General features: G+C 58.0%; 13 protein-coding genes and 5 pseudogenes. 4 read left to right on the top strand and 14 right to left on the bottom strand.

The annotated features are described in order from the left end of the window. The first annotated feature begins 317 nt into the window (after nt 1–317). Together Hrr1229_RS17525 and Hrr1229_RS17520 are read left to right on the top strand one after the other, a co-directional pair. The gene (locus Hrr1229_RS17525; RefSeq protein ID WP_255212605.1) at nt 318–1,775 is read left to right on the top strand and encodes an orc1/cdc6 family replication initiation protein; all 1,458 of its coding nucleotides are present in this window, start codon (nt 318–320) and stop codon (nt 1,773–1,775) included. 280 nt (nt 1,776–2,055) lie between these two features. After that, nucleotides 2,056–2,859 (top strand): annotated as a pseudogene (locus Hrr1229_RS17520) (IS1595 family transposase). 263 nt (nt 2,860–3,122) lie between these two features. On the opposite strand, the gene Hrr1229_RS17515 reads toward Hrr1229_RS17520, so the two are convergent. From Hrr1229_RS17515 to Hrr1229_RS18335, 4 genes and pseudogenes are all read right to left on the bottom strand, one after another. Continuing rightward, nucleotides 3,123–4,130: an IS110 family transposase gene (locus Hrr1229_RS17515; protein WP_123114981.1), complete on the bottom strand. Its 1,008-nt coding sequence runs from the start codon at nt 4,128–4,130 to the stop codon at nt 3,123–3,125. Nucleotides 4,131–4,751: 621 nt separating this feature from the next. Next, complete coding sequence (locus Hrr1229_RS17510) at nt 4,752–5,708, bottom strand: hypothetical protein (protein WP_176329450.1); 957 nt, start codon at nt 5,706–5,708, stop codon at nt 4,752–4,754. A gap of 173 nt (nt 5,709–5,881) precedes the next feature. Further along, a pseudogene (locus Hrr1229_RS17505) lies at nt 5,882–6,400 on the bottom strand (fumarylacetoacetate hydrolase family protein); the annotation flags it as partial. Further along, nucleotides 6,393–6,817: pseudogene (locus tag Hrr1229_RS18335) on the bottom strand (ISH3 family transposase); the annotation flags it as partial. The pseudogenes Hrr1229_RS17505 and Hrr1229_RS18335, both read right to left, overlap by 8 nt. Before the next feature lie 67 nt (nt 6,818–6,884). On the opposite strand from Hrr1229_RS18335, the pseudogene Hrr1229_RS17500 reads away from it, so the two are divergent. After that, a pseudogene (locus Hrr1229_RS17500) lies at nt 6,885–7,334 on the top strand (transposase); the annotation flags it as partial. Between the two features lie 8 nt (nt 7,335–7,342). Here Hrr1229_RS17500 and Hrr1229_RS17495 read toward each other — a convergent pair. The 5 genes and pseudogenes from Hrr1229_RS17495 to Hrr1229_RS17475 form a co-directional block, all read right to left on the bottom strand. Then, nucleotides 7,343–8,692, bottom strand: coding sequence for a DUF4147 domain-containing protein (locus tag Hrr1229_RS17495; protein WP_123114980.1), 1,350 nt, complete (start codon nt 8,690–8,692; stop codon nt 7,343–7,345). Nucleotides 8,693–8,731: 39 nt separating this feature from the next. After that, nucleotides 8,732–9,994: a phosphopyruvate hydratase gene (eno, locus tag Hrr1229_RS17490; protein ID WP_123114979.1), complete on the bottom strand. Its 1,263-nt coding sequence runs from the start codon at nt 9,992–9,994 to the stop codon at nt 8,732–8,734. Between the two features lie 53 nt (nt 9,995–10,047). Further along, nucleotides 10,048–10,641 (bottom strand): annotated as a pseudogene (locus Hrr1229_RS17485) (transposase); the annotation flags it as partial. 109 nt (nt 10,642–10,750) lie between these two features. Beyond that, complete coding sequence (locus tag Hrr1229_RS17480; RefSeq protein ID WP_123114978.1) at nt 10,751–12,199, bottom strand: aldehyde dehydrogenase family protein; 1,449 nt, start codon at nt 12,197–12,199, stop codon at nt 10,751–10,753. Between the two features lie 129 nt (nt 12,200–12,328). Next, nucleotides 12,329–13,303 carry a mannonate dehydratase gene (locus tag Hrr1229_RS17475; protein ID WP_255212604.1) on the bottom strand — a complete coding sequence of 325 codons (975 nt, stop codon included), beginning with the start codon at nt 13,301–13,303 and terminating at the stop codon, nt 12,329–12,331. Nucleotides 13,304–13,582: 279 nt separating this feature from the next. Between Hrr1229_RS17475 and Hrr1229_RS17470 the strand changes: the two genes are divergently transcribed. Next, nucleotides 13,583–14,461 carry a D-2-hydroxyacid dehydrogenase gene (locus Hrr1229_RS17470; RefSeq protein WP_158606093.1) on the top strand — a complete coding sequence of 293 codons (879 nt, stop codon included), beginning with the start codon at nt 13,583–13,585 and terminating at the stop codon, nt 14,459–14,461. Nucleotides 14,462–14,570: 109 nt separating this feature from the next. Here the strand turns inward: Hrr1229_RS17470 and Hrr1229_RS17465 are convergent, their stop codons facing one another. The 5 genes from Hrr1229_RS17465 to Hrr1229_RS17445 form a co-directional block, all read right to left on the bottom strand. Next, nucleotides 14,571–15,788 (bottom strand): mandelate racemase/muconate lactonizing enzyme family protein, encoded by a 1,218-nt coding sequence (locus Hrr1229_RS17465; protein ID WP_123114975.1) that lies wholly within the window; start codon nt 15,786–15,788, stop codon nt 14,571–14,573. Between the two features lie 23 nt (nt 15,789–15,811). Further along, on the bottom strand, nt 15,812–16,837 hold the full coding sequence (locus Hrr1229_RS17460; RefSeq protein ID WP_123114974.1) for a C-terminal binding protein: 1,026 nt from the start codon (nt 16,835–16,837) through the stop codon (nt 15,812–15,814). 53 nt (nt 16,838–16,890) lie between these two features. Continuing rightward, nucleotides 16,891–18,075, bottom strand: a complete 1,185-nt coding sequence (locus tag Hrr1229_RS17455) for an ABC transporter ATP-binding protein (protein WP_255212622.1) — start codon at nt 18,073–18,075, stop codon at nt 16,891–16,893. A 254-nt stretch (nt 18,076–18,329) separates the two neighbouring features. Beyond that, the gene (locus tag Hrr1229_RS18330; protein WP_255212603.1) at nt 18,330–18,941 is read right to left on the bottom strand and encodes a transposase; all 612 of its coding nucleotides are present in this window, start codon (nt 18,939–18,941) and stop codon (nt 18,330–18,332) included. A gap of 677 nt (nt 18,942–19,618) precedes the next feature. Continuing rightward, nucleotides 19,619–20,515: a carbohydrate ABC transporter permease gene (locus tag Hrr1229_RS17445; protein ID WP_123114972.1), complete on the bottom strand. Its 897-nt coding sequence runs from the start codon at nt 20,513–20,515 to the stop codon at nt 19,619–19,621. Between the last annotated feature and the right edge of the window lie 3 nt (nt 20,516–20,518).

The raw sequence follows: 20,518 nt of genomic DNA, 5'->3' as shown, positions 1-20,518 counted from the left end.
TGAGACAACTATCGCTCATCGTTTGAAAGACGTTCTTATAGGATATCCCGCGCTTTCGAGCCCGAACAGTCATCAAGCGGTGACGATTCGACTCAAAGGTCCCGCCTGACCCCCCGCACCGTGAAGACATCGAACACATCGATAGAGGGGTGTGTCTCCGATAGGACGCTTTCGAACACATCGTCACCGGCTAGCGGATAACCGACACGAACTACATACTCTAATCGATGGTATTGAGCGAATAGACGTTCTAAACGTTGAATCACACTTCGATAGAGGTGCGAACCTTTTTCATACGGGCCGGTGTCACTCCGAGTATGGATATCGACGATTCCGATGATCTCTCTGAGGATCCGGGATCGCTGGAGGATGAACCTCCGGCACACTCTGATGTGGTGAGCACCGCGGAGGTTGAATCCCAATCAGAGTCTGCTGCTGGGAGTGATACCGATCAGTCGGCGACCGAGTCGACTGACGCGTCTCAACAATCAATCGAGGACATGCTGCTAGAGTTCGACGAACAACAGGGGCTCATCCGCGATCGATCACTGCTTGATCCCAATTTTGTCGTTAAAGAGGACCGCATCGTCGGTCGTGACGAACAGCTCCAAGAGGTTACGAAGATGCTCCGTGTCGCGCTCGGCGACAACCGTCCGCCGAACTTGTTTTTGTATGGCCCGTCGGGAACGGGGAAATCACTCATCACCAAAGCTGTCTGTCACAACATTAGCCGCATCTGTGATTCCCGAGACATCCAATTTGGGACGATCGAGGTAAACTGCCAAGACCTGGATACGCTCGGTGTTGCCGTGTATGAACTCGCCCAACAGGCGGCAGACGAGGCTGGCGTCGAGGTCCGCGTCCCGAAACACGGTGTGGCGACGAAAGAAAAATGGGATGAGTTGTACCGAATCGTGAATGCAAACTTCGACTCAGTCGTGTTCGTGCTTGACGAGCTGGATATGCTCGTCGGTCGGCGTGATAAACAGGACCCTGCGTTCTCACGCCTGCTGTATCAGCTCTCTCGAGCCGGTGCGAACGACGACCTCGACGCGTACATTTCGGTTGTTGCTATCTCAAACGATACGAAAATGATGGAGGCCGTGGGGAGTCGGGCAGTCAGTTCCTTCACCCCGGAAGACGTCCATTTCGATGATTACGACGCGGACCAGCTCAAGGCTATTCTACGGCGACGTCAAGACGCGTTCCACGATGATGTCATCGATGACGACGTGATCCCGCTTGCAGCTGCCTTCGCCGCGCAAACGCATGGTGACGCACGGAAAGCCATCGATCTGATGCGCGTGGCCGGCGAGCTTGCGGAACGGGAGGGTGACGCTCGGGTTCGTGAAGAACACGTTCGTGCCGCCCAGGCGAAAGTCGAAAAGAACCGTGTGTTAGAGGTCGTCCGCGGGATCAGCACCCAAAAGAAACTCTGTCTGTACGCGACAGCCGCCGTCGCGTCACAGGCACCCGATGGGACGGCACGGAGTACGACGGGATACCGCCTGTACCAGTATCTGACTGACGCGATCGACGCCGATCAGTACCATCAAGAAACGTACGTGAACAAAATGAAAGAACTCACGACGTATTCTCTCGTCGACTTCAAACGGCGGAGCCACGGCCCCAGCTCCGGAATGTTCCTCGAATTCCAATTCGGCGAACGGCCGGAAACGATCCTTGAGACGCTGCGTGAGGACTCTCGGATTGAAATAGTCTCTGAAGACGAGGTCGACTCTGTCGTCAAAGCACAGATCAGAAACCAGACGTAATTATGACAAATATCTAGCAACGAATGGCTCACCAGACACCCCTCTATCGATGTGTACAACCTGTTTGGTAGCAAATACCAATTGATGCCAATCCAACTTTATTTACTGAACATGTCTTCTCTGAATTTCCTCGACGGTCTCCCCTCTATCGATGTGTAAACCACGGTTAAAGCCTTTAAAATACCATATTTGCTCTTCTGTAGGAGATTGTTGATACTGCTGAGCTGTCGCTGTGAAGCCGACGAGGGCAAGGGCACCGCGTCAGCGGTGCCCGACACGGATGATTCCGCTCGATGTGTTTGAGTCGAAATCGGTTGCAGCGGACCTGTTACAGCAGATTCGCTGGCGTGACGGTGTGACTTGTTCCCGCTGCCGTTCTGACCTGACGGTCAGAAACGGCAGCTATGGGCAGTTTCAGCGGTATCTGTTAAGGATTGCGGCGGCACATTCAATCATAAAACCGGCACAATCTTCGCTCATTCGAAGATTGCGCTCCGCAAGTGGCTGTTTTCGATCTACGCCTTTCACCGGTTTAACGCGAGTCTCAGGCAGTTACAGTGTAAAATCGAGGTCACCTACAAAACGATCCACAGGCGTGTCGAGCGCTTCGGTAAAGCGCTCGACACGCCGTCACTCGATCTCGCCGGATCTGTCGAAATCGACGAACTGTACGTCTCTTCCGGCCTCTCTCAACGCGGGTGCGGGACGTATGAACAGGACAAACCGCCCCCTTTCGTTCTCACAGACCGCGGCACCGACAACGATACATTATGCCAGCGAAATCCGCAGATGAACTGACGATTCAGCTTTGCTGGCTGACTGCCAGCAGAAGCCTCTCACCGTCTATACCGACGGATTTTTGCGCTTACGATCTACTTGAGGAAGATGAGAAATTCGACCGTGAATACGTCGTTCAAGAAGACGGTGAATACGCCGATGACGCAGTCCACGTGAACACGTGCGAGAGCCACGCGTAGCTAGCGCGACGGTGGCTCTCGCCGCCCGAGGCATCTCAAAAGATCGCCTCACACAGTATTTCTGCGCGTTCCAACTCAGGCGAGAACTCTACCGTAAACCCGGATGAGATGCGCTCAAACATGCAATCGAAGCCACGCTCTGGGATCAATAATGTGCTACACACCTATGAAAGCCTGCTAGCTCAACAAACCACGTCTGCGGTACTATATTTTTTGCCGGGACCGATCCGATCTTGATTACGAGAGAGAAACCGCAAGCAGGCACGGTAATAGCTCAGGAACCAGTCGGCAGGCGGTCAGAACGTGAACGCGTTAGCTGTGGCTCACGACTGCTGCGACCGGCCGATGAGGGCCGCCGGACCGGCGGCCCTCAGCCACTCACCTCTGGTGGATTATACACCTCCTCACGCTCCAGCATGTGTAAGATCGACACGAGTAGTTTCCGCGCTGTTGCGACAATCGCTATCTGGTGGTTCTTCCGCTGTTTCAACCGAGCGTAGAACCGGCCAAGATATGGATCGTTACACCGGTGAACCACTGTTTGAACACACTGAACGAGGACCCAGCGTAAGTCTCCACTTCCACGCTTCGAGATCGATCCTTCAGTCCGCGAGTCGCTTGACTCGCGGACGACCGGATCCAGTCCCGCATAGCTCACCACCTGCTTTGCCTCGTCGAATCGGTCGATCTCACCATTCTCCGAAGTGATCAGCAACGATGAGTAGAAACTCACGCCGGGAATCGTCATCAACAGCTGCGTCTCCTCCAGAGACGCAGCGGTTTCTTCGATCAATTCTTCGAGTTCCTCGATTTGAGCGGTTAACTCGTTGATGATCGAGAGGAACGACTCCATCAGCTGATCCCCGACTACACCGAGCGAGACATCCTCGATAGCGAGGATGTCTCGCCCGTTCACATTAAATGGATCCCAGTCGGAGGTGATCCCGTGTTTGTCGAGGAGAGAGTGGACTTCGTTTTTGAAGTCCGTACGTTTCTCAACTAATCGCTTCCGGCGGCGCACGAGTGCGCGGCACTCTCGGAGCTCCTCGGACGGGACGTAACTCTCAGCGATCATGCCGGCTCGGCGAAGTTGCGCGAGCAACTTCGCGTCGAGCCGGTCGTTTTTCACTTCAGCATAGCCAATCGCCTTGGTTTGGCTCGGATCTGCGACAACCACGTCAAGATGTTCGTCGAGGGTGTCGTAGACCGTGTAGTAGTTGCTGGTTGCTTCGATTGCGGCTTTGACTCCGGCGTATTCTTCGGCAACTTCGTCGAGATTCGCGTTTGCGACGCGAATCTCTTCGACAACCTCGGCATCGTCGTCCAAAGCGGCGACGTGTGATTCGTCCTTGTGAAGGTCGATTCCGAGGTAGTACATGGTGACCTCTGGAGTGGGAGTGCATATGGAGTAGAGACACACTTATTCGGGCTTGCCGCCCGTCTGTCGGACAGACAGACGGGCGGCGTCCCATGATGCGGCTTCCTTGGCACGTAGACCAATCAAGAGCACGCGTTCGAAGACGCTTGTGTAGCATCGGCCTTTACCACCCCATTCTTACTCCATGCGCTGGGGACTTAGCAGGCTTTCATCCCATCAAGAGCGATTGTAGCATATGACAAAATAACTGACCGCTAGTTTCAAGAACAGCCTCGTCAACGACGACTCGTCGCCGGGGCAGCCACCGAGGGTCGGCAACGGTATCCGCAACTCGAGATATCGCTCAGAGATCGCTTGACGCGGCCGTTTGATGTCGAAGAGGCGAAAAGCTTCGTGTATCCCTCGAAGCAAACGATTGGTCGTGTAGAGGCGGGCAGAGACGCCCGTTCGGGCGTTCGCCGTCCGCTCCCGAACTAGACGGTGCGGCGTGGATCTACTCAGCTAGGATAGATCTGCCCAGTGTAGGATAAATCAGCTCTCCAGCGGTGATCCGTCGAGACTGGGGTTTCACCCTGAGTTACACGAGCCGTCACGGTGGCGGCGGGAGTGCTGGAAGTGGATTCAGCTGCCGTCGCTGATCCGGTTGCTGGTGCAGTCGAGATTGGTGCGAATGGTGGCGGTCACGTCGGCAACCTGTGACAACACGGGGTGACGGGGGCCGTCGGTGCCACCATACAGGTAGTCGTAAAACGCCATCTCGCCGGCATCGGTAATCCCGGTATCTGGCCGCATCGGAGGGTCTCGAAGGTCTTGTTGGCGCTCGATCGCTACCGATTCTGCTTCGGCTTCGAGATCGTTGAGCCGGTGCCATACGTCAATCGCGGCGTCCGTCTTATTGCTTCCAACCTCCGCGAGATGCTCCATGAGATGGCGGCGGCGTCGGTCGATCGCTGTCAACTCCGCGTCGGCATCGGATAGGGCGTCCAGTTCGGTCTCGACGGCCTCCGCCAGCGACTCGCGGGCGGCGGCCACCTCGCGGCTGCGGCGCACAATCTCGCGCTGAGCGGACGGAGATAGCACTTTGTTAGCTGACAGCGACGTCGCCAAATCAGGTCCCAGCTCGGCCGCGAGACTCTCGCTGACTGTCTCGTCGTACTCCTCCTCGTAATGCGGGACGGACATCACCGTTCCGTCGTAGATCAATAACAACCGCTGCAGCGTGACGTCCCCCGTGCTCGTCGGTCTCACGGCGTGGTGATCGACGGTGGGAGGGTCGGCGGCGCCCGTGGTCGCTGACTCCGGTGCGACGGGATTCAGTGCCTCGACGCGCTCGGCAAATTCCACGAATGCGTCGCGTTCGTCCAGCACACGGCGACGCTCGCGCTGACACGTCTCGCTCGCATCTTGCACGTACGCGAACGCCACCAGCGCCGCCAGCCCCACGAGAACGACACCGGTGACGATACCGGGATCGGTTACGACTCCGGCGAGATCACAGGCGGGACCCTCACAGCGGTTCGCCACTGGATCCGCGTCCGCGACCCGGAACACCACCGCCTGTCCGGTTTGGAGTCCCATGCGCCTGGATACCATGTTACAGTCATACAAATGACTTACGCTTAGTGATGTCTGATAATAAATGCGATCGCGGTTGCGTCGTTCGCTGGTCGAGGGAAATTGGCTAGGAAACGGAGACATTCCGCGTGTACCCGTTCGAATGTTCGCGGATAGAGAGCGTGGGACGCAGCGAGTTACTGGTCGGGCATGAAATCGTGGTCGGTGTCGCCGGAAAACTTCCCAGCGGTCACATCGTGTTCGAGCGTGCTGGCACCCTCGACGGTGACTTCGACCGTGTCACCGTCCGTGAGCGGGCTCACCTCCGCCGGCGTCCCGGTCGCGATAACGTCGCACTCCTCGAGGGTGATCAGGTCCGTGATCCCGGCGATAAGCTCATCGATAGAGAAGATTAGGTTGTCGATCGACGAGTATTGCTTCCGCTCGCCGTTGACGGATAGGGACACGGTCGCGTCGTTCGGGACGTGTTCGGGCGTCGCGACCACGGGACAGATGGGGGCGGCGTTGTCAAAGGACTTGCCGCGGACCCAGTTTTTCTCTCGGCGTTGGTCGTCGCGGTTCGAGAGGTCGTTGACGCAGTTGTAGCCGGCGATGTCGTTTTCGGCATCGGCGGCGTCGACGTTACGACACTATTCGCCGATAACCACACCTAATTCCGCTTCGTGATCGATCCGGTCAATATGCGCGGTAAGCGTGAAACGCAGTGGTTCCTCGTTTCGCTTCTGAGTGGTAGAGACCGTCTGTGTCGTCTTCGTCACCGTAGTAGGGCACAGGTGGAGATCTGCGCAGATCTCCACCTGCTCGGGAAGCAATTCGACGATATCCCGTCGAAGGAGCGTGTTAGCGACTTGTTCGAGCCGGTCCGGCTCGAACTTCGTCCGCAGATGGTAGAGGACCGTGTTTGCTGATGGTGAGTCTTCGCTGGAGTTGCATAGCGTAGAGATCGAGGTCCCGTCGGCGGTCGCACCGACAAGGACCTCGTAGATATCCTCAGCACCGATTTCAGCGTTGTTCGCAAGGTTGAGAGAGACTTCCTCGTCAAGCCGGTTGACGAGGAAGTTAAGCAGCTGGTCCTCGTGGATTTCACTATCTGCTTCCTTAGTCGTAGACACACCATCAGCAAGCAGACGTTCTCACTAACCAGCTTTGTGAGGTACTGATACTCATCACCCAACAAAATCTAGTAGTTGTGACGGCTGGTCAGCGTACCCAGCGTACCATCTGAAACTACAGAGATATTGAGGGCATCTGCTACGGGAGGCAGAGTTCGTTTCTGAACAATACGACGAAGCACAATAGTTGTGTGATGAGTCACATGATCTCCACGTGGATCTGACTATGTTTACCGAAGGAGATCAATCCGCCTCCGCCCGCCATGAGAAACGGGCGGAGGCAATATTACATTTAGAGGAACTCACTCGGAAGGGATACGTCAACGATGAGGTTAGTAAACTGATCGAGAAGATCAGGAATGAGCTCAGTCACTGGCTGACATTCGTGACAGAGCCAGACGTTGATTCAACGAATAATCGCGCAGAGCGCGCTCTGCGCGAACAGGTTGTCCTGCGGAAAATATTCCGTAGCCTTCGATCAGCGGATGGTGTCCGAATCCATGAAACGAACACCACCTCTGGGACCTACTCGATCAGTAACAACCGCAAGTCCATCACGTTCGTGCCGGTGGTCCCAGTCCGGACGGCGTCCCCGAGTTCCTCAAGAGCGGGCGAACTGTCGTGGTGGTGTACGTGGTCGAAGAGGCTGATATTGCGCTCCAGCGCTCTGCCCGCAGTCGTCCCATCAACGAGTCCCCCAGCGATGTCGGTAGGTCCGTCAGTCCCGTCAGTTCCGATAGCCATGAGCGCCAAGTCATCTCTTTCGGCCGTCTGGATGGCAAACTGGAGAGCTAGTTCTTGATTAGGGCCGCCTCTCCCGGCTTCGTCCTCAACGGTGACGGTCGTCTCGCCACCCGAGATGACGACACAGGGCGTCTCTATTGGCCTGTCACGTTCGGCAATTTCACGGGCTACGGCCGCAAGGACAGTCCCAACCGTTCGGCTCTCACCCTCGAGAACGCTGGAGAGCACTGTCGCGTTGAACCCGAGTTGCTCGGCTTCAGTCATTGCGGCATCACAGAGGTCAGTTGCGCCTGCCAGCACCACGGTTTGCCCTCGAGCTGCCTGTATATCGGTTGGTCCTGGCGTCTCGGTCACGACCCCATGCAGACCACCCTTTAGATGAGCCCGGATTGACTTCGGCGCGGCATCCCACAGCGAACGCTTGCGCAATACCTCAACAGCATCTTTGTATGTCGTCTCGTCTAGGACAGTCGGCCCCCACGGCTCGCCGGCCACCTCGTCGACGATGACCAACGAGATACACGTTGCTGGCAGAATACGTTCAAGCAGACGACCGCCCTTGACGTTCGAGACGTGTTTTCTGACGGCGTTGATCTCCTCGATAGGCAGGCCAGCATACAACATTGACTCGGTGAGAGTAGCTAGATCCACGAGCGAGACGCCATCTGGCGGTGCCACCAACTGTGCGGAGGTACCACCCGTGATACAAACGATTACCAAGTCGTTCTCGTCGGCACGGTCCGCTAGGGCCAACACTGATTCTGTAGCAGTGAGTCCGCTCTCGTCTGGTATCGGATGGCCCGCCTCTACCACGGAAACACCGGCAATAGATGTCGCCTGTCCGTGCTTCTCTACGACGACTCCGTCGGTCAGTTGGTCGCCTATCTGACCTCTGACCGCGTTAACCACGGCCGCCGACCCTTTGCCCGCCCCGATGACGAAGATTCTATCCAAGTCAGCCAAGTCGTATTGTTTCCCGTCGACTACGAGTGTATTGTCGTCCCGCTCAACTTGCGCCATGACGAGCGACTCCGGATGGATCCGTGTTAGGGTACCCTCGCAGACCTCTATCAGCGACGAACGCGCGACTCGGTTCCCATGATCCGTGAGCATTGCTCCGTTCTCGATCATATATGACTTCCTCTTCGTGTCAACTGGTGAGGATTCATGTCACTGGTATCCTGGGAGTCCGGCCGCATACTCCGAACCCGTGTCGTTTGATTCGATCTCGAGGATCCGATTGTACTGTTCCGTCCGTTCGCTCCTCGTCACGCCGGTCTTGATCTGGCCGGCGTCAAGGCCCACGGCTAGGTCCGCGAGCCAGGTATCCGGCGTCTGGCCGGACCGTTCTGACACTTGGACCCCGTAACCGTGCCGGAAGGCCATTGAGGCCGCGTCGAGCGCCTCGGTCACCGTTCCCACCTGATTGACCTTCAATAGTAACGCGTTCGCTGCCCCCTGATCGATACCATGCTGGAGTCGGTCGGGATCGGTGACGAAGAGATCGTCGCCAATCACCTGTATATCGAGTGCGTCGGTCAACGTTTGGAAACCGTCGAAGTCAGCCTCTCCGAGAGGGTCCTCTAGCGAGACGATCGGATACGTATCAGTCAACTTCTCATAGAAGTCGATTAATTCGCCGCGAGTATACGCCTTCCCCATCAACTCGTACGTCTCCGCGTCCTCGTCGTAGAAATGGGTCGCGGCGACGTCGGCCGCAAGCATAAACTTGTCTTCATAGCCGAGTTCTGCTATCGCCTGTAGTTCGGCTTCGAAAGCATCGCGCGGGTCTGCCATGTCACCCGGAGTGTACCCGCCCTCGAAGCCGACGTTACGCGAGCGAACGCCGTAATTCGCCGCGAGTTGATCACCAAGTTCATAGTACACCTCGGCACTGATTTGGACGGCATCAGAGAACGATTCTGCGCCTGTCGGGACGATTTGGTGCTCTTGGAACGCAAGTTCACCGGCCGCAAGTTCCCCGCCTTCGATGAGGTCGAAGAATGGAACTGGCAAGGTGTGTGCGTTCGCACCGCCGATATATTTGTATAATGGGACCTCTCGGTCGTTCGCCGCACACTTGAGGATCGCAAGCGAGACGCCCGTCGTCGCGTTCCCACCGAGGTTCGATTTCTGCGGCGTCCCATCGAGTTCGATCATCAACTCGTCGAGGAGTCGCTGTTGTAAAACATCGTGACCGATTAAGACTGGTGCGATCCGCTCTTCGACGTTCTCGACCGCGGACTGGACGCCGAGACCGTCGTATCGGTCGCCTCCGTCACGGAGGTCAACCGCTTCGTGTCGACCACGCGAGCGACCGCATGGGACATCAGCGCGTCCGACTGTCTTATCTGTTGCTACTGTCACCCTGAGCGTGGGTTCTAGACGACAGTCCAAAATCTCTGTTGCCTCCACACGTTTGATTTCTGCCATCGTTTACATCCATTCTTTTAACCTGTTACAAATATCTTCGCCCGCACACACCCGATGCCGTTTTCGCGGAGTTTGTCACGAAAGGATTTCGCGTCGTATCCGCGATCAGCGGCGAGACTTCGCAGGTCGCCGGCGTTGCGCCGGGCAACCTGCGGGCCGATCTTCGCATCGTGTCTCTTTGAGGTCGTCAAGTGGATGTCGGTGATGTACAGCGTCTCGATCCACGAGAACTGTGACTTTCAGCACTCGAACGTGGTAGTTCGTGCGGTTGGCGTAGTGGCGGCTGGGCTGATCACGGTCAAAGCCAGTCGAATCGATAGCAGCGTGGCCGGTGCGTTTCTCGGCGCGTCAGCCGAGAAACGCACGCCGTGTCTTGGTCAGAATCCGATCAAATCACGTGCGAAGCACCGTGTAGTGTGGAAATCTGGTGAGACCGATCTCTTCAAGGACACCGGGCATTTATGAGAGCAAATCCACCGCAACGCGGTAGGATTTGGACAACTCGATGCAGAGTGCATGCACGGTGAGCTCGCCCGCTCGGCGAACCCGACGACCCCAGTGGGGGAGGCGGGTTCATCCGGATTAGCGACAACTGATTTAGCCTTAGCCACCGTAACACGCGTGAAGAGACGGATTTCGGATCTCACACCGATCTGTCTCTTCGCTTTCTACAGCAATAACGGAGTCGTCGGCTTCATGTCTAGCGAAACTACAGAGCCAATCGTTACAATAGCCACTCCCAGATCCGATGAATCCTCACGTATTCAGATAGACGGTCTTCGTCTGAGTGAAGAAGTCCATACCGGCGTCGCCCTGCTCGCGATGGGTATTCGTCGAAGAGTCCTTCACACCACCGAACGGGACGTGTAAGTCCAATCCAGTCGTCTTCTCGTTGATCTTAACGACACCACACTCGGATCGGTCGACGAACGCGTGTGCTTCTTCGAGGTCATCGGTGATGATGCTCGCAGAGAGACCGTACTGACTGTCGTTGGCGACTTCGACACCCTCGTCGAAATCTTTGACCTCCGTCACTGCGAGAACCGGTCCGAAGATTTCCTCCTGAAACAGACGCGTCTCGGGGTCGACTTCGGTGAAGACTGCCGGCGACACGAAGTACCCGTCGGATAGATCGTCGTCCTCCAGGCGTTCGCCCCCGGTTTCGAGCGTCGATCCTTCGCTGACCCCGACGTCGACGTAATCTAGCGTGGAGTCGAGTTCGCTCTGGGTGACGTGCGGCCCCATACCCGGATCGTCCAGTCCGGGACCGACATCGATCGATTCGGCGTACTCGACAATTCTCTCGACGAACTCGTCGTAGAGGTCGGTGTGAACGATAGCGCGCGAGCAAGCGGTACACGCCTGCCCTGTCACGCCGAACGCACCGGCGCCAACGGCTTCGACAGCTCTCTCGAGATCTGCGTTCGCCGTGACCAGTGCAGGGTTCTTGCCCCCCATCTCGGCCTGTGCACGCTTCGTATCCTCGGTCGCCTGCTCGTAGACATGGTGGCCGACGTCGGAACTCCCAGTGAACGAAACCAGGTCAACGGTTTCGTGAGTCGTGAGGACCTCGCCCACGTCGCTTCCCGAACCGGGAACGAAGTTGATCACCCCATCTGGGATACCGGCATCCTCTAGAGCGCGGACGATTGCCGCGGCGGCGCCAGGCGCGTTCGAGGCCGGCTTGAGCACGACCGTGTTTCCGGTCGCTAGTGCCGGCGCAATCTTCCAGGCGGGGATCGCGATCGGATAGTTCCACGGCGTGATCAACCCAGCGACACCAAGCGGTTCCCGGACCGTGTAGAGGGACGTGCGACCGCCGCTCGGGTTCTTCCGGGTCCCTCCGTCGTCGAAGGCCTTCTCCGCGTAATAATAGAAGATGTCGATCGCGCGTTGGACCTCCGGATCGGCCTCCGAAAGCGTCTTACCCTCCTCGTGAGTCAACCGCTCGGTCAGGACATCTTTTTTGTCTTCGAGAGTTGCGGCGGCGTCTCGCAGGATCGATCCGCGTTCGGGTGCCGGTGTCGATTCCCAGTCCGGTTGTGCCTCAGACGCCGCCTCTACCGCCCGTTCGGCGTCGCTCGTCCCGCCTTTGGCGTACTCGTTTACCGTCTCAGTCACGTCTGCCGGGTTCTCGACAGCGAATCGCTCACCATCCGCCGCGGGAATCCACTCTCCGTCAACGTACAGGTTGACAAGGCTCATAGTATCCCAAGTCCATCCCGGAATCACTTACACGTTTTGGATCCGGGCTTTACGGTACATTCCTCGTGTTCCCGGGCGGCGGTCACCGATCGATCGGCGTTGGGAGAGAGGATCCCTCCGGAGGAGAACTCACGAACGTCGAACCCCATCGACGAGACAGCGGAGGTAGCCAGCTCCGTAGGCGCGGGAGCGATGGCGCCACTCGGTGTCGCCCTCCAGTTCCGGAACGTGATCGAGTAACAGCGGACCGTCGAATCCCACCTCCTGTAGCGCCTCGACCGCCTCGAACTGGTCGAAATTCCCCTCGTCGAGGAATGTCTCGGTAAACTCGGGGACCGTCTCCACGACGTCTCGGAAGTGAACGAACACGATGTCGTCACCGAACGTCCGTATCACGCCCGGAATGTCTTCACCCATCTCGGAGAAACAGCCCAGACAGAGTTTGAGCCCGTGAGCGTCGCTTGGGACCGTTGACATCGCTCGCTCGAAGCCGGCGACGTTCCGGAACAGCCGCGGGACGCCGCCGATCTCCTCGTACACCGGCGGGTCGGCCGGATGAAGCGCCATACGGACTCCGGCCTCCTCGGCGACCGGAAGGGCGGCTTCGAGAAACGCTTCGTAGTTCTCCCAGCACTCGGCCTCCGTGTACGTCCGCTCGAGTTCACCCGGTGGCGTCTCTATCTCGCCGAGATCACTCTCGTCCCACCGAGTCGCCGTTGCACCGCCCCGCACGGACGCCTCGAACTCCGTCCGCATCGGAACCACCCCGCGGGGATTCCACTGGTACCCCAGCGTGTCGATCCCCGCATCGCCCAACCGCTCGAGCAGCGTCGTGATCGCCTCGAGTTGCTGCTCGCGACCCGGCCGGTCGAACATAATGTTCCCGTACATCCCGTAGTGAAGCGAATGGATTCCGGCGAACCGGAGATCGAACTCCGCGAGGTGCACTTTGAGCTCTCGAAGACGATCGACCGACGGGATCGACTCGGGCGACAGTTCGAGATGTCTCGCCTCTTCGGACTCGATGTCGTCGGGGTACGCGTCCGCCTGGTATCCCGGGGACACGACGTCGACGAAGACGTCTTCGACGCCGAGCTGGGACATAAACCGGAGCCGTTCGTCGTTCAGCCATCGGGTTCGGAACCCGACACTCATCTCGTCGGTATGCGCGTCCGGAGTATCCGCTTCCGTAACACCTTGTTGCGGCATATATGGCCATTATACACAGCCCATAATGGATGTTGGGAATTGGACGCACCCCGACCACAGCGACCGAACATCTATTATGGTGCCGTCCGGGGTAACGGATGTATGCCTACAGTAGTGGTAGCTCACGATTTACCGATCGCGGGAGCGATCCGGGGACGTCGCGACAAACTGTCGGTGACGGGCCTGACCGAACTGGAAGATACCGTTTCAGCCCTTCGAGACGCAGAGATGCTCATTTGTAATCCGGTGAGGTGGGACGACCGTCTGCTCGAAGCGCTCGAACCTGGCGACTGGGTTCAGGTCACTAGTGCCGGATACGATGCCTACCCCGTCGACGCGTTTCGGGACCGCGGTATCAAATTCTCCAACGCGGCCGGAATCCACGACTCAGTAGTGGCCGAACACGCTTTCGCGCTCGCGCTCTCGTTCACGCGGAACATACCCGAGTTCTCGCAGCGACGCTACGAGCGGACGTGGGGGCCCAGGTCAGAACTGAGCCTCGAACTGGGCGACTGGAAGAACAAGACGCTGACCGTGTACGGAGTCGGGAACATCGGTGAATCGATCGCAAGACGAGGGTTGGCGTTCGAGATGGACGTCTACGGGATCAAGCGCAATCCGGACGACTACGACGGCTGTCTTCCCGATGGGCACGTGCTCCCGGCCGACGACCTCCGGAGTGTACTCCCCAAAACCGATCTCTTGGCCGTCATCGTCCCTCTCACCGCGGAAACGCGTGGATCGATCGATGCGGCCGCCTTCGAGGCACTTCCCGACTCGGCAGTACTCGTGAACGTCGCTCGCGGTCCGGTCGTCGACCAGGACGCGCTCGTCGACGCACTTCGGGACGACAGCATCGCTGGCGCGGGTCTCGACGTATTCGAAACGGAGCCGCTTCCGGAAGAGTCACCGCTCTGGGGTCGCGAGGACGTGTTGATAACGCCGCACGTCGGCGGTCGATCCGATACCTTCCCCGACCGGTTCGGAGACCTGTTCCTGGAAAACTACGACCGCCTCCGGGCGGACGAGCCACTCGTGAATCAGGTCGTCTGATAGGGACTGTCGTCGTTTCTGTCGATACTCTCCGGTGAAACGGGTGAACACAGTCACAGCCGCCCGTATCAGACCAACCGTCAGGAAGCCGTGTCGTGTCTTCGATGCCCTATTCGTAGACGAACTCGGTCCACGGTCCGTCCACGTGCGGGTAGTTCTCGATCACGCTCTCGTTGACCTCGACGCCCAGTCCCGGCCTGTCCGGAAGCCTCAGCTGTCCATCTGCGATGTCGAGGTCGGTCGAAAGCACGTCTTCGGCCAGCGGGAACGGATACATTCCGGCGACATCGCTGCCGAAAACGGGGTACTCCAGTAACGGCGACTCCGGCGACGCCGTGATGAGATGCGCATTCGCGACCAGCCCGAGATGCGTCCCGAAGTTGTGGGGAACGAACGTGATCGAACCGTCATCGGCACACGCCTCGATCAGCTCCCAGCAGCCCGTAAATCCGCAGTGGTGACGGACGTCGCCCTGAAGGTAATCGACGCCCGTCTCGCTGAGTCGCTTCAGTCCTGCCGGGGAGTCCTCGCTTTCCCCTCCGGCGAGCGGGACGTCGGTCGCCGCGGCGAGACGTTCGTACGCGTCGTAATCTGCGGGCTGGACCGGCTCTTCGATCCAGTAGGGATCGTACGCCTCGATTTCATTAAGCAGTTGCTCCACCTGCTGGAAGTCGTAGGACCGCTCGCCAAGTTTCCACCACGTGTGTGCATCGATCATAATCTCCATCTCATCGCCGACGCGCTCGCGGATGCGACGAACCGTCTCGATGTCTTCCTCCGGCGGACCGGCCGGTCGATATTTGTACGCATCGAACCCGCGAACCGCGATCACGGACGCCTGTTCGGCGTACCCTTCTGGGTCCATATACATCCCGGCGCTCGCATACATATCCAGCGGTTCCGGCTGGACATCGCGGTCTGCGAGCAGTTCGTACACGGGTTCGCCCACACGTTTTCCCCACAGGTCGTGATACGCGACGTCGAAGACGCTGATCGCTTCGGATTCGAGCTTGGTCGGCAGGTCGAGATTGCGGATCGCCGCGCTGATGTCGCCAGGGGCGTCGATCTCCTCCCCGATGATGGCGTCGGCGATGCGTGTCTCGAGCAGATCAGCGAAACTGTCGTGAGAAGCGTCCTCGAAGTACTCGCGCATCGCCGAACTCGACGCACCCGCCGGCGCGTATCCCACCGCGCCGTCGGCGGTCTCCACGACAGCGAGCACGAAATCACGCTTGTGTAGACGGCGGAAACCGCCGTAGAACGGACGAACCTGCTTCGGCTCGATCGGACACGATAGCGAGTATACGCTTACTTCGCTAATACGCATACCGGCTGTTGGACTCGCCGGGATTATATATTTTGCGTCGGGTCGTTCACCGGATTTTCGGGCTCTGACCCCGTCAGAACGCGACGGACGTCTTCGGCTGCCCGACGTCGTTTCGTCTCTTCGGCTGCCGCCGAAAACCACGCGACGTGCGGCGTCAACAGGACGTTATCGGAGCTCCTGAGCGGGCTCTCGAAGGAGGCGGTCCCCCCCGCGCCCAGTCTGTCTGCGGGTTCCTCGACGTGCACATCGAGCGCCGCCCCCCCAACGATGTCCTCCTCGATAGCGACAGCGAGCGCGCGTTCGTCGACAATGCCGCCCCGCGAGACGTTCACCAGATACGCGGAATCTTTCATCCGGTCGAACGCGTCCCGGTCGAACATCCCCCGGGTCTGGTCTATGAGGGGTACGTGGACGGAGATGACGTCTGCGGTTTCGAGGAGAGTCGTGTGCTCTCGCTCACCCACGTTGAACTCGGACATCGTCTCTACGTCCACTTCGGGATCGGTCGCGATGACGTCCATTCCGAAGGCGTTCGCGCGTTCTGCGACCCGACGTGCGATAGATCCGAACCCGACGAGACCGAGCACCTGCGTACTCGTCCGTTCGATCGAGGCGGTCGCGAGGCGTCTGTCCCACTGCCCCGCGTGTAATGCGCCATTATATACAGCGAGGTCGCGCTGGAGCGCAAGAATCAACAGAATCGCGTGGTCTGCGACTTCCTCCTGACAGTACTCGGGGACGTTGACGACGGACATCCCTCGCTCGGCCGCCCACTCGTGATCGATCATATCGACGCCGATGCCGCACCGGGCGAGGACGCGACACCCCTCCGCAGCGAGTCTGTCGATGACATCGCGAGGGTACGGAACCGAATTCAACCGATCGATCACCGCGTCGACGCCGGCAAAGGCCTCGACGACATCGTCGGTCGTTTCGACATCCGCCGTCCGGAACGTCACGTCAAGTTCTCCGAACACGTCCGATTCGATCGACTGATTGTACAGCGTCTCGGCAGTGAGACCAACTTCAAGGGTATCCTTCGTACTCATTTCTCGTGTCCGCGCTTGTCTGAACTCAGACGGTACTGACCGACGACCTTCACTCAACTGCCGCTATCAGGACCGTAGAGCAGCGAATCGCCGGTAGAGCCATCGAACAGGTGGCATTTTTCGAGGTCGAGTTCGATAGTTGCCCGGTCCTCGCGTTCGAGGTCGGCGTCGGGTTCGACAATTCCCTGGAATTCGACGCCGTTGCGTTCAAGCGTGAGGTGGAACTCTGAGCCCATCTCCTCGACGACGAGGACTTCGGCCTCGAAGCTGCTCGTCGAAGCGTCCGGTTCCTCGCCGGTCGATTCGGCGTACAGATCTTCCGGACGGATCCCGAACGAGATTTCTTGTCCCCCCGGTTGATCGAGTTCGATCTTCTCGCTCGTCACTTCCGGAAGCGTGATTTCGAACGCCCCGGTATCGACGACGACGCGATCGTCCTCGATCCGTGCCGTTCCGTCGAAGAAATTCATCTGCGGACTCCCGATGAACCCCGCGACGAACTGACTGACCGGCTGGTCGTAGACGGTCTGAGGCGGTGCAATCTGCTGGATCTCTGCGTCCTGCATCACCGCGATCCGATCGCCGAGCGTCATCGCCTCGGCCTGATCGTGGGTGACGTAGACGGACGTCTTGCCGATCTGGCTGTGGAGTCGGTTCAGTTCTGTCCGCATCCGCACGCGTAGTTTTGCGTCGAGGTTGCTCAGCGGTTCGTCGAACAGGAAGACCTTCGGCTCGCGGACAAGTGCGCGACCGAGCGCGACCCGCTGTTGCTGTCCGCCGGAGAGGTCTGCAGGTTGGCGGTTAAGCAGTTCCGGAATCTGGAGGAGCTCCGCCGTCTCCTCGACTTGTCGCTCCCGGTCCTCACGGTCGTATCCCCGGACCTTGAGCGGGTACGCCATATTCTCGCGGACCGTCATGTGCGGGTAGAGAGCGTACGTCTGGAACACCATCGCGATGTCACGTTCTCTCGGTGCCTGTCCCGATACGTCCTCGCCATCGATGATGACCGCACCATCAGTGATGTCTTCGAGTCCGGCGATACATCGCAGCGTGGTCGTCTTTCCACAGCCTGATGGACCGACAAAGACGAGGAACTCCCCGTCCTTGATATCGACGTTCATCTCATCGACAGCTAAGACGTTTTCGTCCCCCTCGTCGTATATTTTCGTCAGGCCCTCGAGCTGCAGCGTCGTCTTTTTGTCAGCGCCTCTATCCTGATCGTCCACCTGTTGACTCATCGCTGTCTCAGACATACACGTTGCTCTGTCACTCACTCACAAAAAAGTTCCCCAAACAAACAGTAGTTGCCGAATCAAATCCTGCTCCGCACCAACCAAGCCGTTGAACTCATCGAATCTCAAGATCTTGGCAGATTCCGCTGTGACAGGTTCTTTGAGAGATCGGGGAAACGCCGCGTTAGCGGCGTTCCCGAGCGATACCTCTCCACAATCGGCGTACTCTCTGGTCATCCCAGTCGAATCCGAGTACGTACTCAGCCGTATTCTGTCGAGAGAACCAATCTACGGAAGATCCGTGTTGAGATCTGTGGTGTCTTTGGACCTGTTCTAGGTGCGGCTAGGACGTTGGCTAACACCCACAGATTATACAGCGACACCGCGAATAAAAAGTAGAATAACCTCTCAGAGAACGTTGGCGACGAGGTTCTCGGAAGAAGATCACCGATCTGTCGATATGATGTTTTGATTCCCCAGCGGCGGCGAAACGCCGCCGCGTACGCTTTCGCTGTCGACGTATCTACGTCCGAACTTATCACGAACCATATGTTATCGTCTTCGCTTGTGCGGTGCGGAACCGCAAAGACCGTGACATCTACTGACGCCGTTGGTTTGCGCTTTCGCTGCATCGTATACTCGTCAGCGACCGCCTCAGCGCCAGCGCTAAGACGTCTTTTCATTTCACTACTCTGACGCGCACGCACGATATAACCGACATCGAGCCGATCTAACTCTGCAACGACGTGAACTTGATAGAATCCACGGTCGAGGTTCACATGTCGAATTGAGACATACTGTTGAGCCGTTTCGAGCAAAGAGCGAACGGCTTCGCGCTTGGCGCGAAAGCCGTTCGCGTCTATTGGTATCACGTCAAGGGTAAATCAAGTGTGTGGCGCAACGATACACAACGTTGCGAAGCAAAACGCTCTATTCGTTCCCAGAGCAGGATACGTCGTAATTACGTGGTCAGTGTCGGCAGAGCCGTAGAATCGCCACTTATGGAGATCGATGGCAACATCGACGAATGGAGGAAGTCCGCGCCGTGATCGGAGGGCTTCGAACAGTCGATCTCGAACGCCATCGAATTGATCGTTAATGGCATCTGTCGAGAGATTTCGCAAGTGGTACAGCAACGATTTGGCGAGAGGATTCCGAACAAGTAGACGTCACGTCCACTTGCTCGCTACGGTCAAGCTGGAGCGTTTTCCTGCCAGTATTTGCGAGATCCTGCTCAAAAGCGATGCGAGAAAGGATTCCGCAGAAATCCTCTCTCGTGTACTCACCGCACGGTTTGACGCCGAATTCCAGTTCCGGAAACAGGACCGTCGACACAGCACGACAGACCTGTTTCGCCTCAACTGTCTGGACTATTGGTCAACCAACGTAGCCTAGCGTGAAGAGTCTCAGCTAGGTTCGGCAACTACTGAAAAGGCAGGACACGTCGGCCGTAGCTGGGACGTCTCTATTCGACCGGCGTGATTGTCTTCAAGCGAAACAAGCGACGGAACGCGGCGCCGAGGTGAAGGATAGAGAGCGGGGAACGGTATTATCCCTTGACCGCGCCGGCAGTGAGGCCGCTGACGATGTGGCGCTGGAACAGGATGACGAAGAGAAGCGCCGGGAGCATCGCCAAGAATCCGGCAGCAGCAAGATAGTTCCAGAGCGTGACGACGTCTTCGACGAACAGGACGGATCCGACCGGAAGCGTCCGCGCGGAGGGTGAGACGGTCAGGACGAGCGCGAACAGGAACTCGCGCCAGGAGAACAAGAACACAAGGATGGCGGATGCGGCAATCCCCGGCCGAGCGAGCGGCAGGATGATGTCCTTGAACGTCTGGAATCGGGTCGCGCCGTCGATATAGGCCGCTTCGTCGAGATCAGACGGAATCGAGACGAAGAAGTTTCGCATCAGCCAGACCACGAGGGGCAGGTTCATATACGTGTACACGACGATTAATGCGATCCGCGTGTCGAGAAGGTTTAAGTCGCCGAAGACGGTGAAGAACGGAACCAGCATCCCGATCGGCGGGAGAAGGCGAGCGCCGAGGATACCGATGAAGACGTAATCGTCGTACGGGAACCGAAAGCGCGAGAACCCGTATCCGGCGAGCGTCCCGAAGAACATCACGATCACCGTGGTCGAGACCGCGATGACGAGGCTGTTGATCGTGTAGCTATCGAAGTTACGTTGCACCCAGATATCGACGTAGTTCTGCCAGAGGGGAACGATCGTGTCCTGCGGGATGAGCGTCGGGGGGAATCGATGAATCCCTTCGAGAGTTTTAATCGACGACACGAACGTCCAGTAGATGGGGAACGTGAAGTACAGCGTGATAAGTAGTAAGACCCCGATGATGAAGTATCGGGACTTGACGACGCTCGCAATCTGTTGACTGATCTCGTATCGGCGATCCGAACTGACGAATGTGTCCAGTAGTGCCATTGT

This window comes from Halorubrum sp. CBA1229 (assembly GCF_003721435.2).
Classification (GTDB): Archaea; Halobacteriota; Halobacteria; order Halobacteriales; family Haloferacaceae; genus Halorubrum.
This window is presented reverse-complemented; position numbering and strand designations above follow the sequence as displayed.

What these genes read in the sequence shown, in the direction of transcription:
- Hrr1229_RS17525 (WP_255212605.1), top strand. Translation starts at nt 318, where the DNA reads ATGGATATCGACGATTCCGATGATCTCTCTGAGGATCCGGGATCGCTG.
- Hrr1229_RS17515 (WP_123114981.1), bottom strand. Translation starts at nt 4,130, where the DNA reads ATGTACTACCTCGGAATCGACCTTCACAAGGACGAATCACACGTCGCC.
- Hrr1229_RS17510 (WP_176329450.1), bottom strand. Translation starts at nt 5,708, where the DNA reads ATGGGACTCCAAACCGGACAGGCGGTGGTGTTCCGGGTCGCGGACGCG.
- Hrr1229_RS17495 (WP_123114980.1), bottom strand. Translation starts at nt 8,692, where the DNA reads ATGATCGAGAACGGAGCAATGCTCACGGATCATGGGAACCGAGTCGCG.
- eno (WP_123114979.1), bottom strand. Translation starts at nt 9,994, where the DNA reads ATGGCAGAAATCAAACGTGTGGAGGCAACAGAGATTTTGGACTGTCGT.
- Hrr1229_RS17480 (WP_123114978.1), bottom strand. Translation starts at nt 12,199, where the DNA reads ATGAGCCTTGTCAACCTGTACGTTGACGGAGAGTGGATTCCCGCGGCG.
- Hrr1229_RS17475 (WP_255212604.1), bottom strand. Translation starts at nt 13,303, where the DNA reads ATGTCCCAGCTCGGCGTCGAAGACGTCTTCGTCGACGTCGTGTCCCCG.
- Hrr1229_RS17465 (WP_123114975.1), bottom strand. Translation starts at nt 15,788, where the DNA reads ATGCGTATTAGCGAAGTAAGCGTATACTCGCTATCGTGTCCGATCGAG.
- Hrr1229_RS17460 (WP_123114974.1), bottom strand. Translation starts at nt 16,837, where the DNA reads ATGAGTACGAAGGATACCCTTGAAGTTGGTCTCACTGCCGAGACGCTG.
- Hrr1229_RS17455 (WP_255212622.1), bottom strand. Translation starts at nt 18,075, where the DNA reads ATGAGTCAACAGGTGGACGATCAGGATAGAGGCGCTGACAAAAAGACG.
- Hrr1229_RS17445 (WP_123114972.1), bottom strand. Translation starts at nt 20,515, where the DNA reads ATGGCACTACTGGACACATTCGTCAGTTCGGATCGCCGATACGAGATC.